Annotated in this window: 15 protein-coding genes; 8 read left to right on the top strand and 7 right to left on the bottom strand. The window is 69.0% G+C overall.

Annotated features, from left to right (window positions below; all coding sequences use genetic code 11):
• Window positions 1-4 precede the first annotated feature (4 nt).
• From AB0J66_RS09945 to AB0J66_RS09935, 3 genes are all read left to right on the top strand, one after another.
• The gene (locus tag AB0J66_RS09945; RefSeq protein WP_364658012.1) at window positions 5-955 is read left to right on the top strand and encodes a hypothetical protein; all 951 of its coding nucleotides are present in this window, start codon (window positions 5-7) and stop codon (window positions 953-955) included.
• Window positions 956-1,022: 67 nt separating this feature from the next.
• The gene (locus tag AB0J66_RS09940; RefSeq protein WP_364658009.1) at window positions 1,023-1,760 is read left to right on the top strand and encodes a hypothetical protein; all 738 of its coding nucleotides are present in this window, start codon (window positions 1,023-1,025) and stop codon (window positions 1,758-1,760) included.
• A gap of 41 nt (window positions 1,761-1,801) precedes the next feature.
• A complete protein-coding gene (locus tag AB0J66_RS09935; protein ID WP_364658007.1) occupies window positions 1,802-2,758 on the top strand; it encodes a GNAT family N-acetyltransferase in 957 nt (318 codons plus the stop codon).
• Here AB0J66_RS09935 and AB0J66_RS09930 read toward each other — a convergent pair.
• Window positions 2,755-3,216, bottom strand: a complete 462-nt coding sequence (locus AB0J66_RS09930; RefSeq protein ID WP_364658005.1) for a gamma-glutamylcyclotransferase — start codon at window positions 3,214-3,216, stop codon at window positions 2,755-2,757. The genes AB0J66_RS09935 and AB0J66_RS09930 overlap by 4 nt on opposite strands.
• 83 nt (window positions 3,217-3,299) lie before the next feature.
• Here AB0J66_RS09930 and AB0J66_RS09925 point away from each other — a divergent pair, with 83 nt between their 5' ends.
• On the top strand, window positions 3,300-4,700 hold the full coding sequence (locus tag AB0J66_RS09925; protein WP_364658002.1) for an NAD(P)H-quinone dehydrogenase: 1,401 nt from the start codon (window positions 3,300-3,302) through the stop codon (window positions 4,698-4,700).
• Here AB0J66_RS09925 and AB0J66_RS09920 read toward each other — a convergent pair.
• Entirely contained in the window at window positions 4,630-5,391 is a 762-nt protein-coding gene (locus AB0J66_RS09920) for a DedA family protein (protein WP_364657999.1), read from the bottom strand. The two genes, AB0J66_RS09925 and AB0J66_RS09920, sit on opposite strands and share 71 nt — an antisense overlap.
• 331 nt (window positions 5,392-5,722) lie before the next feature.
• Between AB0J66_RS09920 and AB0J66_RS09915 the strand changes: the two genes are divergently transcribed.
• Window positions 5,723-6,268 (top strand): GNAT family N-acetyltransferase, encoded by a 546-nt coding sequence (locus tag AB0J66_RS09915; RefSeq protein WP_364657997.1) that lies wholly within the window; start codon window positions 5,723-5,725, stop codon window positions 6,266-6,268.
• A 3-nt stretch (window positions 6,269-6,271) separates the two neighbouring features.
• Here the strand turns inward: AB0J66_RS09915 and AB0J66_RS09910 are convergent, their stop codons facing one another.
• The gene (locus tag AB0J66_RS09910; RefSeq protein WP_364657995.1) at window positions 6,272-8,017 is read right to left on the bottom strand and encodes a biotin carboxylase N-terminal domain-containing protein; all 1,746 of its coding nucleotides are present in this window, start codon (window positions 8,015-8,017) and stop codon (window positions 6,272-6,274) included.
• Between the two features lie 49 nt (window positions 8,018-8,066).
• Between AB0J66_RS09910 and AB0J66_RS09905 the strand changes: the two genes are divergently transcribed.
• From AB0J66_RS09905 to AB0J66_RS09895, 3 genes are read left to right on the top strand one after another with little or no spacing between them, the layout of a single operon-like run.
• On the top strand, window positions 8,067-8,630 hold the full coding sequence (locus AB0J66_RS09905; RefSeq protein ID WP_364658677.1) for a PadR family transcriptional regulator: 564 nt from the start codon (window positions 8,067-8,069) through the stop codon (window positions 8,628-8,630).
• Between the two features lie 32 nt (window positions 8,631-8,662).
• The gene (locus AB0J66_RS09900; RefSeq protein ID WP_364657992.1) at window positions 8,663-9,607 is read left to right on the top strand and encodes an ATP-binding cassette domain-containing protein; all 945 of its coding nucleotides are present in this window, start codon (window positions 8,663-8,665) and stop codon (window positions 9,605-9,607) included.
• A 1-nt stretch (window position 9,608) separates the two neighbouring features.
• Complete coding sequence (locus AB0J66_RS09895) at window positions 9,609-10,364, top strand: ABC transporter permease (protein WP_364657989.1); 756 nt, start codon at window positions 9,609-9,611, stop codon at window positions 10,362-10,364.
• A gap of 97 nt (window positions 10,365-10,461) precedes the next feature.
• Here AB0J66_RS09895 and AB0J66_RS09890 read toward each other — a convergent pair whose 3' ends face one another.
• From AB0J66_RS09890 to AB0J66_RS09875, 4 genes are all read right to left on the bottom strand, one after another.
• Window positions 10,462-11,082 carry a nucleoside triphosphate pyrophosphatase gene (locus tag AB0J66_RS09890; protein ID WP_364657987.1) on the bottom strand — a complete coding sequence of 207 codons (621 nt, stop codon included), beginning with the start codon at window positions 11,080-11,082 and terminating at the stop codon, window positions 10,462-10,464.
• A 63-nt stretch (window positions 11,083-11,145) separates the two neighbouring features.
• Window positions 11,146-12,276, bottom strand: coding sequence for a S8 family serine peptidase (locus AB0J66_RS09885; protein ID WP_364657985.1), 1,131 nt, complete (start codon window positions 12,274-12,276; stop codon window positions 11,146-11,148).
• A gap of 5 nt (window positions 12,277-12,281) precedes the next feature.
• On the bottom strand, window positions 12,282-13,697 hold the full coding sequence (locus tag AB0J66_RS09880) for a hypothetical protein (RefSeq protein WP_364657983.1): 1,416 nt from the start codon (window positions 13,695-13,697) through the stop codon (window positions 12,282-12,284).
• Window positions 13,697-14,128, bottom strand: a complete 432-nt coding sequence (locus AB0J66_RS09875; RefSeq protein ID WP_364657981.1) for a hypothetical protein — start codon at window positions 14,126-14,128, stop codon at window positions 13,697-13,699. The genes AB0J66_RS09880 and AB0J66_RS09875 overlap by 1 nt, the downstream gene beginning before the upstream one ends.
• Window positions 14,129-14,166 lie beyond the last annotated feature (38 nt).

Below are 14,166 nucleotides of genomic sequence, written 5' to 3'. Positions count from 1 at the left end.
CTTGATGAGCACCGCTACCGATCAACTGATCCAACGGCTGTACGAGGCCCCGCCGGACGGCTTCGTGGCGGCCCGCACGGCCGCGGTCGAGGACGCCCGCAAGGCCGGTGACAAGGCGACCGCCAAGCGGCTGGCCGCGCTCAAGAAGCCGACGGTGGCCGCCTGGGTGGTCAACCTGCTCGCGCTGCGCCGCCCCGAGCTCGTCGAGGAGCTGGCCGACCTGGCCACGGCCCTGCGGGAGGCCCAGCGCGGCCTCGACGGCGACGCGCTGCGGGAGCTGACCGCGCAGCGCCGCCAGGTGGTCTCGGCGCTGGTCTCGGCGGCCGGCAAGCTGGCCCGGGCCGAGGAACCGGGGATCAAGCTGCCGCTGGGCGAGGTGGAGGCGACGCTGACCGCGGCCATGGCCGAGCCGGACGTGGCCGCCCAGGTCCGCACCGGCCGCCTGATCCGGGCCGCCACCTACGCCGGCTTCGGCGAGGTGCCCCGGCCGCGGCTGCGCCTGGTCACCGACGTGCCGGACGCCGCCGACGACGCCTCTGGCCTTTCCGGCGTCTCCGGCGAGGAAGACGAGGAGGAAGCCGAGGTCATCGAGCTTTCGCCGCGCGAGCGGGTCGCCGAAGAGCGCCGCCAGCGGGAGCGGGAGCAACGCCGGCGGGAGCGGGACAAGCGCCGGCGGGAGCTGCGCCGCCGGCTGAGCTCGGCCGAGTCGGCCGAGCGCCGGGCCGACGAGCAGCTGGAGAAGGCCGAGGTGGCCGAACGTGACGCAGGTCACCGGGTGGAGGACCTCGACGCCGAGCTGGCCGAGTTGGAACGTCGCCGAACGGAGGCGCAGGCCGAGGTGGCGCGGCGCAAGCAGGCTCGTCGCGACGCCGAACGGGCCGCCGCCGCGGCTCGGCGGGAGGTGGGAGACGTACAGGCCGCCTTGGAGGATCTTGAATCGGACGAGTCGGAATGATCTGAATCGTCGGCTGTGACGGGAAGAAAGTTTTCCAGATCGGGCCGAGGAGAGCAGAATCGGGCGGGTGACCCCCGAACAGGCTGCCGCCAACGCCAAAACGGGACTCGCCACCATCGTGGGCGCCTTTGCCGAGTCGCCGCAGACCCTTCGCCGAGCGCGCCTGCTCGGCCTCTCCGGCTGGGCGTACCACGTCTCCGCGCGCGCGGGCGCGCTCGGCGACGTCCGCCCGGAGACGGTCGCCGCGGCCATCGGCTTCATCGCGCCCGAGGCCGTCATCGACGGCTGGGAGGCGACCGCCAAGACCTCGGCCCCGATGGAGGTGGCCACCTGGCATCTGCACGAGCTCTGCACGTGGGGCGCCGAGCAGCTGGGTGGCTTCCCGCGGCTCGGCCGGCTGCACGAGCTGACCCGGCGGGTGGTGACCGCCGTCGACTACGCGGGTCTGCCGCTGTTCGCCGCCTGGCGGGCCATGCCGATGCCCGAGCAGAGCGCCGGCGCCCAGGCCGCGGTGCTGCTGCATCTGCTGCAGGAGCACCGGCTCGGCGTGCACCTGGTGGCCGTGCGGGCCAGCGGGCTCACCCCGCTGCAGGCGATCATCGCCGGCCCCGAGGGGGAGACCGGGGCCGTCGCGTTCGGCTGGCAGCCGCCGTACCCGCCGGCCGGGCCGATCGTGCGCCGGCTCATGTGGGCCGACTCGGCGGCCGACGCCATGGCCGGGCAGGCGTACTCGTCCCTCGACCTCGCCGAACGGGTCGAGCTGGTGGGTCTGCTGGAGTCGCTGCGGCACCGGCTCGCCCCGTAAATCGCTGGCCCGGCCGGATGGTTCGTGGTCCGATGCCGGGCATGACCGAGCTTCCCGCCGGGTGGAGCCTGCGCCGCCCCACCCTCGACGACGTGCCCGCGATCCTCGAGCTGGTGCACGCCAGTGACATCGCCGCCCTCGGCTACCCCGACTTCAGCGTCGAGGAGGTGCGCGAGTCGCTGACCGAGCCACACACGGACATGGGGCGCGACGTCTGGCTGGCGCTCGACGACGAGGCGAAGATCGTCGGCTGGGCCTTCCCGGTCAACTCGACCGCCAGTGACCGCGATTTCGTCGAGGTCTACGTCTGGCCCGAGCGGGGGCGGCCGGCCATGGTGCCGCTGCTCGAGATCATCCTGGCCCGGGTGGCCGAGCGGGCGGTCGAGTTCGGCCACAGCCCGTACGAGGTCCGTGCCGGCGCCGTGCCCACCGAGAAGCCGTACATCCAGGCCCTGGAAGATCATGGCTTTGTCTTCCTCAAGCAGCACGCCCGCATGCAGATGTCGCTCGACGGCGTGCCACCCACCGCCCCGGAGCCGCCGGCGGGTGTCACCGTGCGTCTCGTGCGCCCAGACGACGACGCCGACATGCGGGCGTTCCACGGCGTCATCCAGCAGGCGTTCCTCGACTCCGATCACCGCACCGCCGACTACGAGGCGTGGCGCAAGATCCTCGATGAGGAGAAGACCCACGTGTACGACGAGTGGTTCGTGGCCGAGGTCGACGGGCAGGTCGCGGGCGCCCTGGAGTCCTCGGCCGACAGCGGTGACGGCAACGACGAGGGCTGGGTCAAGCGGCTGGGCGTCCTCGCTCCGTACCGCAAGAGGGGTCTGGGGGAGACGCTGCTGCGCCACGCCTTCGCCGTCTACGCGCGCAAGGGTTACGCCAAGGCCGGGCTGGGCGTCGACTTGGCCAACCCGACTCAGGCGGCGCGGCTCTACCTCGCGGTCGGCATGAAGCCGCTGTACGAGGCCAACATCTACCGTCGGTTCGTTTAGGCCTCGGGAGGCGCGATGCGGGTGGGGCGTTCGCGCAGCTCCTGGACGTAGTCGTCGGGCGCCCCGGCCTTCTCGGCCGCGTTGGCGATCTCGGAGAGATACCACGCGGTGGGCATGCCGCCCTCGTAACCGGCGAAGACGTAGACCCACGCGCTGAACTCGCCTTCGAGCGTCGAAACACGCACGGTGAGTTTCTGATAGGCGTCGGCCGTCACCCCCTCGACCTCGTCGAGCTGGGCGGCGTCCCACGGGTGGACGTCGTAGAGCGAGACGAACACCCGGTCGCCGGGGGACTCGACGATCGTGGTGACCGCGCCCTCCCAGCCCATTTCCCCCTCACCGGCGAAGGTCAGGCGCCAGCCTTCTATCCACCCCACGCCCACCATGGGCGAGTGCGGACAGTAGGCCCGCATGCGGGCGGGGTCGAGGTTCGAGCCATACGCGGCGTAATGACGCACGGCGATGACGATAGCCCGCCGGGGCGGTGGTGGAGAATACAAGGAGTGCGTGTCGGCACATTGGCAACGTGGAGGGAACAGTCGTGAGTCGGATCGTGATCATCGGTGGGGGACCGGGCGGGTATGAGGCGGCGCTGGTCGCGGCCCAGCTCGACGCGGACGTCACCCTCGTCGAGGCGGACGGTCCGGGCGGCGCCTGCGTCCTCACCGACTGCGTGCCCTCCAAGACCTTCATCGCCAGCTCGGAGGTGATGACGGGCTACCGCAACAACGACCGGTTCGGCATCCGCTCGGCCGGTCTGGACGGCGTCACGGTGGACGCCGCCGAGGTCAACGACCGGGTCAAGAAGCTCGCGCTGGCCCAGTCCGGCGACATCCAGGCCAAGCTGGTCAAGGCCGGCGTCGACGTGGTGCACGGCCGGGCCCGCCTCGGCGAGGACACGCTCGGCCACACCCACCAGGTGCTCGTTACCCCTCACGACGGGCAGGAGTACGCCGTGGACGCCACCACGGTGCTGCTGGCCACCGGGGCCACCCCGCGCGTGCTGCCCACGGCCGTGCCGGACGGCGAGCGCATCCTCGACTGGCGTCAGCTCTACGACCTCACCGAGCTGCCGTCGCACCTCATCGTGATCGGCTCCGGCGTGACCGGGGCCGAGTTCGCCAGCGCCTACCTGGCCATGGGCGTGCAGGTCACCCTGGTCTCCAGCCGCGAGCGGGTGATGCCGCACGAGGACGCCGACGCCGCCATGGCCATCGAGCGGGTCTTCCGCGAGCGCGGCATGACCATTCTCAGCCAGTCCCGCGGCCGTTCCGTGGTCAACACCGGCGACGGCGTGCAGGTCACCCTGGGCGACGGCCAGGTCATCGAGGGCTCGCACGCGCTCATCGCGGTCGGCGCCGTGCCCAACACGGCCGACCTCGGCCTGCAGGAGTACGGCGTCCAGGTCGGCGACGGCGGCTACGTGACGGTCGACCGGGTGTCGCGCACCAACGTGCCCGGCATCTACGCGGCCGGCGACTGCACCGGTGTGCTCGCGCTGGCCAGCGTCGCCGCCATGCAGGGCCGGATCGCCATCTGGCACGCGATGGGCGAGGCGGTGGCCCCGCTGCGGCTGCGGACCGTCTCGGCCAACGCCTTCACCGACCCCGAGCTGGCCACCGTCGGCGTCAGCCAGAACGACGTGGACGCCGGCCGGACCCCGGCCCGGCAGGTGATGCTGCCGCTGAGCGGCAACGCCCGGGCCAAGATGGCCGACCTGCACGACGGCTTCGTGAAGCTGTTCTGCCGGCCCGCGACCGGTCAGATCGTCGGCGGCGTGGTGGTCTCACCCAAGGCGAGCGAGCTGATCCTGCCGATCACCATGGCGGTGGAGAACAACCTGACCGTGGACCAGCTGGCCCACACGATCACTATCTACCCGTCGCTGTCGGGCTCGATTGCGGAAGCGGCACGTCAGCTGATGCTCCACGAGCTGCAGTGAAATCGTCCTCGCCCCTCTTCGCGGCGGCCTTGAGCTCCTCGGCCGCTTTGAGCTCCTCGGCCTCCTTGCGGCCGCCGAAGAGGGCGAGGATCCACCCGGCCGTGCCGAAGACGACGGCGGCGGTCGCGGCCACCGCGAACAGCCGCCAGGCGGACTGGGTGATGGCCGTGCCGCCGACGTGGCCGACCAGCCCGCCGTACGAACCCCAGGCCAGCGCGGCCAGCCCGTCGTAGAGGATGAACATCTTGACCGGGTAGCCGCGCCGCCCGGCGTGGAAGCCGGCCGCCATCCGGCCGCCGGGCACGAAGCGGCAGAGCAGCAGCACGAGCGGGCCGGGCCGGCGCAGACCGCGGGTGAACCGCTCGGCCGCGCGACGGGTCTTGGACTCCTCTTTCGCCTCGTCGTCGTGCTTGGGCCCGTACCGCGCGCGGAGAGCGGCCAGCCGGCCCGAGCCGCGCTCGCCGCTGGAGCGGCCCAGGGCGAAGGCGATCGAGTCGCCGGTGAACATGCCGAGGGCGCCGATCGCGATCACCAGGGCGAGGTTCAGATTGCCGTAGACAGTCAGCGCGCCGGATGTGATCATGATCGCCTGGATCGGGACCACCGGAATCATGGCGTCCACGGCCAGGAAGCCGAAGAGAGCAAGGTACGCCCACGCCGGTGTTGCCATCATGGTCAACAGTTCCGTCATGAGTCCTTGACCTCGCGGGTGGTAGGGGCCTCACGGGGATTCTCCGTGGCGGCACCTGAGAATGGGCTGTGTTTGAAGAATGCTCCCTGATCAGAGCCGGTCGGCGGTGATGCCTGACACGGTATTGTCTCGATCTCCCCGGCGCGCGTGGTTTTTCCGCCCGCCACCGCGTCTTGTCCTATTTGTCACCAGGCAAGTTTTCGGCGTGGCCCCCGCGGGCGTACCGTGAGGTGGCCGGAACGCCGGGTCCCCCGTTCTCGGTGTGCCGGCCGGCGGGCCGTCGGTAGGTCCCGTACCGGCGGCTCGCCACCTTTTCCCCTAGTGTGGGCGAGTGCCTGTTCTAGCAGCACCTGTGTATGAGGTCCATAAGTCCTTTTTAGAGGCAATGGCCGAATATCAGGCCGAGGGACGGGGTTCGCCGGGTGACAACAGCAACATCGGGAGCGACCTGCGGGCGTACGCGCAGACGTGGCTCTCGGCGCCGGTCTTCCGGACTTTCGTCGACGGCCTGCGCGCCCAGGCGCTCGAGGACACGCCCCGCCCGGCCAGCTTCGTGCCGACCACCGTGCTGTGGTGGGTCGAGGGCGTCGACTACCTGGGCCGGCTCAACATCCGCCGGCGCCTGGCGCCGGGCGTCATCGGCGAGCGCAACGGCCACATCGGCTACGACGTACGCCCGTCGGCCCGCCGCCAGGGCCACGCCACCGCGATGCTGGCCGCCGCCCTGCCCATCGCCGCTTCGCTCGGCCTCGAGCGGGTGCTCGTCACCTGCGACGCCGACAACGAGGCGTCGCGCCGCACCATCGAGCGCAACGGCGGCGTCCCCGCCCCCCGCATCGACGAGAAACTCCGCTACTGGATCGCCACCGCCCGCTGAGCCTCAGTCGATGGTGCAGACAACCGTCCCGGCCGTGACCGTCTCGCCCACCCCGATGGACAATCCGGACACCGTGCCGGCCTTGTGAGCTTGCAGCGGCTGCTCCATCTTCATGGCCTCGACCACCACGATCACGTCGCCCTCGGAGACCGTGTCGCCGTCGGCCACGGCGACCTTGACGATCGTTCCCTGCATCGGCGCGGTCAGAGCCGCGGCCCCGCCCGCCTGGGCAGTCGCCCCTCCACCGCCGCCACGCCGCTTGGCGGGCGCCGCCTTCTGTGCGGGCCGGCTGCTCAGCAGCTGCGCGGGCAGGCGTACCTCGAGCCGCTTGCCGCCCACCTCGACCACGACGGTCTCGCGCTGCTCCGGCTCGTCGCCGGCGGCCGCGGCAGCGTACGGCTCGACCCCGCCCGCCCACTCCGTCTCGATCCACCGGGTGTGGACCGTGAACGGCTCACTCGTGAACGCCGGATCGCGCACTACGGCCCGATGGAACGGCAGCACCGTGGCGATCCCCTCGACCACGGTCTCGTCGAGCACGCGCCGGGAGCGTTCCAGCGCCTCGGCCCGGGTCGCCCCGGTCACGATGATCTTGGCGAGGAGCGAGTCGAAGTTGCCCCCGATGACGCTGCCCTTCTCGACGCCCGCGTCGACCCGGACGCCGGGGCCGGACGGCCAGTTGAGCTCGGTGACCTGGCCCGGAGCGGGCAGGAAGCCCCGGCCCGGGTCCTCGCCGTTGAGGCGGAACTCGATCGAGTGCCCACGCGGCGCCGGGTCCTCGGAAATGTCCAAAGTGGCGCCATCAGCGATGCGGAACTGCTCGCGGACCAGATCGAGGCCCGAAGTCTCCTCGCTGACCGGGTGCTCCACCTGCAGGCGCGTGTTCACCTCCAGGAAGGAGATCGTCCCGTCCTGACCGACCAGATATTCGACCGTGCCGGCGCCGTGATAGCCCGCTTCGCGGCAGATCGCCTTGGCGCTGGAGTGGATCTCGGCCCGCTGCTCCGAACTCAGGAACGGGGCCGGCGCCTCCTCGACCAGCTTCTGGTGGCGGCGCTGCAGGGAGCAGTCCCGGGTGCCGACCACGATCACGTTGCCGTGGGTGTCGGCCAGGACCTGCGCCTCCACGTGGCGGGGCCGGTCGAGGTACCGCTCGACGAAGCACTCGCCCCGGCCGAACGCGGCCACGGCCTCGCGGGTCGCGCTCTCGAACAGGGCCGGGATCTCCTCGAGCGTACGGGCGACCTTGAGCCCGCGCCCGCCGCCGCCGAACGCCGCCTTGATCGCCACCGGCAGGCCGTGCTCACGCGCGAACGCGACGATCTCGTCGGCGTCCGCCACCGGCTCGGCCGTGCCCGGCACCAGCGGGGCGCCGGCGCGCTGGGCGATGTGCCGGGCGGTGACCTTGTCCCCCAGGTCGCGGATGGCCTGCGGGGACGGGCCGATCCAGGTCAGACCGGCGTCGATCACCGCCTGGGCGAAGTCGGCGTTCTCGCTGAGGAAGCCGTAGCCCGGGTGCACCGCGTCGGCCCCGGCCCGCCGCGCGACGTCGATCAGCTTGTCGATGCGCAGGTACGTGTCGGCGGCCGTCTCACCACCCAGGGCGTACGCCTCGTCGGCGAGCCGGGCCGGTAACCCGTCCCGATCACTGTCGGCGTAGACGGCGACACTGGTCAGGCCGGCGTCCCGGCAGGCCCGGATGACCCGGACGGCGATCTCGGCCCGGTTGGCGATCAATACCTTGCGCACGGGCTGAGCCTAGTCGCACTTTTATGCTGGCATGGTGTCCGCTACGCGCATGATGATCCTCGGGCTGGTCCAGTGGGCCCAGCCCGTGCACGGCTACGACGTCCGCCGGGAGCTGTTGAGCTGGAGCGCGGACAAATGGGCGAACATCCAACCCGGCTCGATCTACCACGCGCTGCGCAAGCTGGCCGAGGAAGGGCTTCTCCGCCAGGTCGCGACCGAGCAGGTCGGCACCCGCCCGGCCCGCACCACCTACGAGATCACCGACAAGGGCGTGGCCGAGTTCGAGGCCCTGCTCCGCAAGGAGTGGTGGAACCTCGCCCAGATGGCCGACCCGTTCATGGCCGCCTTCTCGTTCCTCGCGGCCCTGCCCCGCGAGGAGGCGGCGGCCGGCCTGCGTAATCGGGCCATCCAGCTCCAGGCCGCGGTTCAGCAGCTGGAGGCCGCGATGGCGGCCGACTGGGCCGACAACAAGCCGATCTACGTGAGCTGGATGTGGGAGCGGAGCGTGGTCATCTGGGAGGCCGAGATCGCCTGGTGCGAGCGTACGGCCAAGCGGATCGAGACGACGGAGAGCTACTTTCCGGCCGCGCCACCGCGTCCTAATCAAGTTTGACTAGTAAAACTTGACGGTCGTAGGCTGCCCGCATGATAGAGACTCGCGGGTTGCGCAAGTCGTTCGTCTCGCGCCAAGGGCGCGACAAAAAGACCGTCGAGGCCGTACGCGGTGTCGACCTGGACGTCGCCGAGGGCGAGATCTTCGGCTTCCTCGGTCCCAACGGCGCCGGCAAGACCACCACGCTGCGGATGCTGGCCACCCTCATCGAGCCCGACGGCGGCACGGCCACGATCGCCGGGGCTGATCTGCGGTCCGACCCGGGCGAGGTCCGCCGCCGCATCGGGTACGTCGCCCAGGGCGGCAGCACCTGGGACGACTCGACCGCCCGGGAGGAGCTGGTCCTCCAGGCCCGGCTGTACGGGATCGACAAGGGCGCCGCCCAGACGCGTACCGCCAAGGTCCTTGAAGGTTTTCAGCTCAGCGATTACGCCGACCGCAAGTGCAAGACCTACTCCGGCGGGCAGCGCCGGCGGGTCGACATCGCGCTCGGCATCATCCACGAACCCAAGGTCGTCTTCCTGGACGAGCCGACCACCGGCCTGGACCCGCAGAGCCGGGCCCACATGTGGGACGAGATCCGACGGCTGCGCGCGGAGGGCATGACCGTCTTCATCACGACCCACTACCTCGACGAGGCCGACGCGCTCTGCGACCGCATCTCCATCATGGACAACGGCGAGATCGTCGCCTCGGGCACACCGGCCGGCCTCAAACGCGAGATCAGCGGGGACGTGGTCCGGGTCGGCCTACCGGTGGACGCGGTGGCGGCGGCGGCCCAGGCCCTCACTTCCTACAAGCTGGAGACGTACGAGGACAACGTGCGCCTCTACGTGGAGGACGGCGCCGTGGCGATCCCGCAGATCCTGCGCGCCCTCGACGCGGCCTCGGTGCCCCTCGGCACGATCGAGCTGCACCGCCCCAGCCTCGACGACGTGTTCCTGACCAAGACCGGCCGCTCGCTGCGGGAGAACTGACATGAAGCTGCTCCGCGACACCTCGCTGATCTTCAACCGGCAGATGCAGCTCCTGCTGCGCAACCCCGTCTGGATCTTCGTCGGCGTCTTCCAGCCGGTGATGTACCTGCTGCTGTTCGCACCCTTGCTCAAGCCGGCCCTGCAGGTGGGTTCCAACGCCGAGGCGTACGAGATCTTCGTGCCCGGCCTGCTGGTCCTGCTGGCCATCTTCGGCGGCCTGTTCCAGGGCTTCGGCCTGATCGCCGAGCTGAGGGCCGGCGTGATCGAACGCTCCCGGGTGACGCCGGTGAGCCGCCTCGCCCTGCTGCTGGGCCGCTCCCTGCGCGACGTGGTCTCCCTGATCGCCCAGGCAGTGATCATCACGCTGCTCGCGCTCGTCTTCGACCTGCGCGTCTTCCTGGGCAACCTGATGCTGGCCTACCTGATGCTGGCCCTGATCTCCCTGATGACCTCGGCCGTGAGCTACGGCGTGGCCCTGGTCGTGAAGAGCGAGGACGCGCTGGCCCCGCTGATGAACACGGTCGCCCAGCCGGTGCTGCTGCTCAGCGGCATCCTGCTGCCACTGACGTACGCTCCCGGCTGGTTGCAGGGGATCGCCGACTGGAACCCGTTCTCGTGGGCGGTCAACGGCACCCGCGCCCTGTTCCGCGGCGACCTGGGCGCCCCCGACGTCTGGCAGGGCCTGCTCATCATGGCCATCCTGGCCTGCGCCGCCGTCGCCTGGGCGGCGCGCGAGTTCGCCCGAAGCGTCCGCTGAGAGGTTTTTACTTCCTCCAGAGCGCTCAGCTTCTCCAGAGCGCTCAGCTTCTCCAGAGCGCTTAGCTTCTCCAGAGCGCTCAGCTTCTCCGGAGCGCTCAGCTTCTCCAGAGCGCGATGATCGGGACGCCCATTTCGGCAAGAAGGGTGCGGAGCAGCGGCAACGAAAGCCCGATGACGTTGCCCGCATCCCCTTCGATCCGCTCGACGAACGCCCCACCGCGCCCATCAAGCGTGAACGACCCGGCCACATGCAGCGGCTCCCCGCTGGCCACGTACGCCTCGATCTCGGCATCGCTGATGTCCGCGAAGTGCACGGTCGTCATGCCGACCGCCTCCGCCTGCTTCCCACTGACCAGGCTGGTCAGGTGATGCCCCGTGTGCAGCACGCCGGACTTGCCCCGCATGCGCAGCCACCGCTTGGTCGCCTCCTCCGCGTTGGCCGGCTTCCCAAGGATTTCCCCCTCGAACGCCAACACCGAGTCACACCCCAGAACCACCACCCCAGGGTCCGCTTCAAGCTGCGCCGCAATGGTCCGCGCCTTCATCCGCGCCAGGGCAAGACACAGCGAGGCCGCATCCTCCGCCTCCACCACGGACTCGTCCACCCCACTGACCATCACCTCGGCATCAATCCCAGCCGCCCCAAGCAGCTGCCGCCGAGCCGGACTGGCCGACGCCAGAATCAGCCGATACGCGATGTCCTGATCCTTCTGCACGCCCCGAGGCTACAAGTCAAACACCCCCAAAAGCAGCACACGCCCCGGCGTTTCCCCCACGGTCTAACGCGCGCCCCGCCGCCGCCGACCTACAAAGAAGACAAGAGCCGCCGCCACCACAACCACCGCAGCCACCCCGGCATAGAGAAGCCCTCGGCTAGCACTCGCCGGCTCCGCCTCCTCCACCACAGCCCCAGCAGCACTAGCCGTCGGCCCCACGGTCACCGGCGCCGTAGTAGCCGCGCTAGGCGCCGAAGTCTCACCCTCCAACGGCGGCACATCAGCAGTAAGCGCCTTAACAATATTCAGGCGCCCAAAACCACACTCATCATCCCGCCCCGGCGGCCCAATATCATCAGCGGTAGCTGTAAGTCTATGGATGACTTCTTCGGCGGAAAGCTTGGGATATCTAGAGCGGACAAGCGCCGCAGCTCCAGACGCGATGGCTGCCGCCGGCGATGTTCCGCCGACATTGACGTATTTGTTCTTCGGCTCTGCGGTGGTTATCTCCACGCCCGGCGCGCAAATTTGTACTTTCGGCGTGTTGACAGACAACGCTGAATGCTTGCCATCCGGGCCCACCGAGCCCACGGCCAGCACGCCTTCAATGGCCGCCGGATATCCGACAATAGCGTCTTGTCCGGCATTTCCGATCGATGCCACCACGACAGCATCTGCGCCCATCGCCCGTGCGACTGCATCTTGCAGGTCGAACGAGGGGCCGATCCCGGCGGAAACGTTAATAATGCGAGCATTTTTCGCCAATGCCCACTCTATTCCCTTCGCCATCTCTTTAGGCGGTGCTTTGTCTGCCGAGTTGGAAATCTTGACCGGCAATACCTTCGCTCCTGGGGCGATACCTAGGATGCCGTCGTTGCCTCGTCCGTGGGCTGCGACAAGGGCTGCCATATTTGTGCCGTGGCCCGATCTGTCGGTGCGGCCGTCGCTTGATTCGCCTGAGACGAAGCTTACTCCTTCAAGGAGATTTTGGCGAAGGTCTGTATGTGCAAATGATCCTGTATCAATTACGGCGACTGTTTCTCCGGACCCTTTGCTGATGGCGTGGGCATCCGAAATTCGTAGCGACTTAAGATACCATTGGTCGTTGCGAATGCTATCTGCCATCGCGGGAGACGCCGGAATAAGGATGGCAGCTGCAAGAACAATTGCTCCTGCAGTTGCTGTGCCGCGCATTAAAATCAATTCAATCCGATCGCGGGCCCGGGGTCGATCCGCTGTTCCCTTGGAGGCGAAACCACTGGGTCTACGCCCTCCGTGGTTTTCCAGGGGTTGTCGGGGTCCCAATTCGAGGCTTCGGTTCCGTCGCTTCGAGTCTTCCTGCGGCTGCCAGCGGGCCCGTAGGGTGCATTGCTGCCACTGAGTTGCCCGGTGCCACCAGTTGCCGTGCCTCTGGCGTTTCCGGGACTACCAAGTTGGCCTCCGCCGATCACCCCGCCGACAGGATTAACCCGTTGTGCGCCTGGGCGGACTGTGGCTGGTTGGCCAAGGCCGACACCTGGGGCGCCCCCAATTACTCCCCCCGGAGGCATGACGTGAAGCCCGCCGGGGGCAGTCGCGCCGGGACGCGTGAGTCCTTCTCTCGGAACGCCGACGCCGCCCCGGCCGATGCCCGTTACCGGGGGCGGGGTGGTCGCAGTGCTTCCGGTAGGAAGGAAGCCAGGGGTCGGTGGGAGAAGCCCTGGGCTAGCTATTGGGCCGGATCCGCCTCCGGGTAAAGACGGTGTCACAGGCGGGGGATTCGGTGACGGTAGGACGGCTGTGGGACCCGTTCCTCCCAAAATAAGGCCTGGCTGTGGCGTCGCCGTAATGGGTGGCGTTATGGCCCCGGGCGGTGTAAAGACGCCGGGTGGCGATGCGATCGGTTGCGCTGGACCGGAGGTCGGAAATGTTACGGACGGCCTTGATGAAGTCGAGCCAGCTGGATTGCGGTCGGGGAAAACCGGCGTAACGGGCGGGATCGGAGGAGCTACATACTGGTCGCCGTCGTTTGCGTCTTTGGTGATCTCTTTGAACTGTCGTTCGTAAAGCGTAGGCGTTCTGATGCTGACCTGGGCCAGGGCCAAGTCGCTGCTTACGGTGCTCAGCAAGGCTGCGGCCTTTTGGCGCAGCTCCTCCTGGCGGCCGTCGGCTACGGGGGGCTTTTCGGGGGGTAGGCCGGGGTCGGCCTTCTGGGCCTGCAGCTGGGTTGCGTTGAACGTGTTCAAGGCCTGGGCGTTCGACATGTACTCGTCGAAGATCTGCTGGATGTCTTTCTGGGCAAGGCCGATCGACAGGGTGGCTGAGGCGAAGGCGTCGTGGTTGGCGATTGCGGCCTCGTACGTGTCGTCGAGGTTCTTGATGAGGTCGTCGAGGCGGGTCAGGTAGGCGAAGGCGGCCGCGTTGCGGTCGGGGGGCCAGATGGCGGCGAGGTTGTCGCGGTAGTTCTGGACCTGCCAGCGGTGCTCGTTGATGAGGTCGGCCGACTGTTTCCAGCCCGTGAGCAGCTCGTAGTGCTTGGCCGTGTCGGGTTTCTGGATGAGCTCCTGCATCTCGGGGATGCCCATCGCGTACCAGTCGGTGATGCCGCTTCCGCCGCCGCCGGCTGCGATCAACATCAGAGGTCCCCTTCAACCGTGCTCGCCGGGACGCCGTACTTGTCGAAGGCCTTGTCGACGTCGGTGACCTTGGCGTGCGAGAAGGCGTCGGAGCCCGCGTACTTCTTGCTGATGTCGGACGCGGCGGAGGCGAAGCCCTGAGTGCCGTTCGCGTAGTTGTACACGTTCTGGTGGGTGACGTCCTGGGCGTCGCGGTGCGCGAGCAGGAACGAGGCCAGCTCGGCGAAGCGGCCGTCGGGGCTCGGCAGCGGGGTGCCCATCGACTCGGAGACGCTCTCGAGATGGGGGGCGTAGCTGTCCTTGACGTTGGCGGCCAGCTTGGCGGCGAACTGCTCCATGGCCTGGATGTCGGCCTCGATCTGGCCGAAATCGGTGGTGCCGTAGTCGCGCAGCCACGCGGGACCGCGATCCTCCTCGGGAATCAACGTCACCCTCCCCCAGAGTGGTCCGGAAAACCAGCGAAACCAAA

The sequence above is a fragment of the Actinoplanes sp. NPDC049598 genome, assembly GCF_040675435.1.
GTDB lineage: Bacteria > Actinomycetota > Actinomycetes > Mycobacteriales > Micromonosporaceae > Actinoplanes.
Note: the sequence above shows the minus strand (reverse complement) of the source record. Positions and strands in the feature narration are given on the sequence as shown.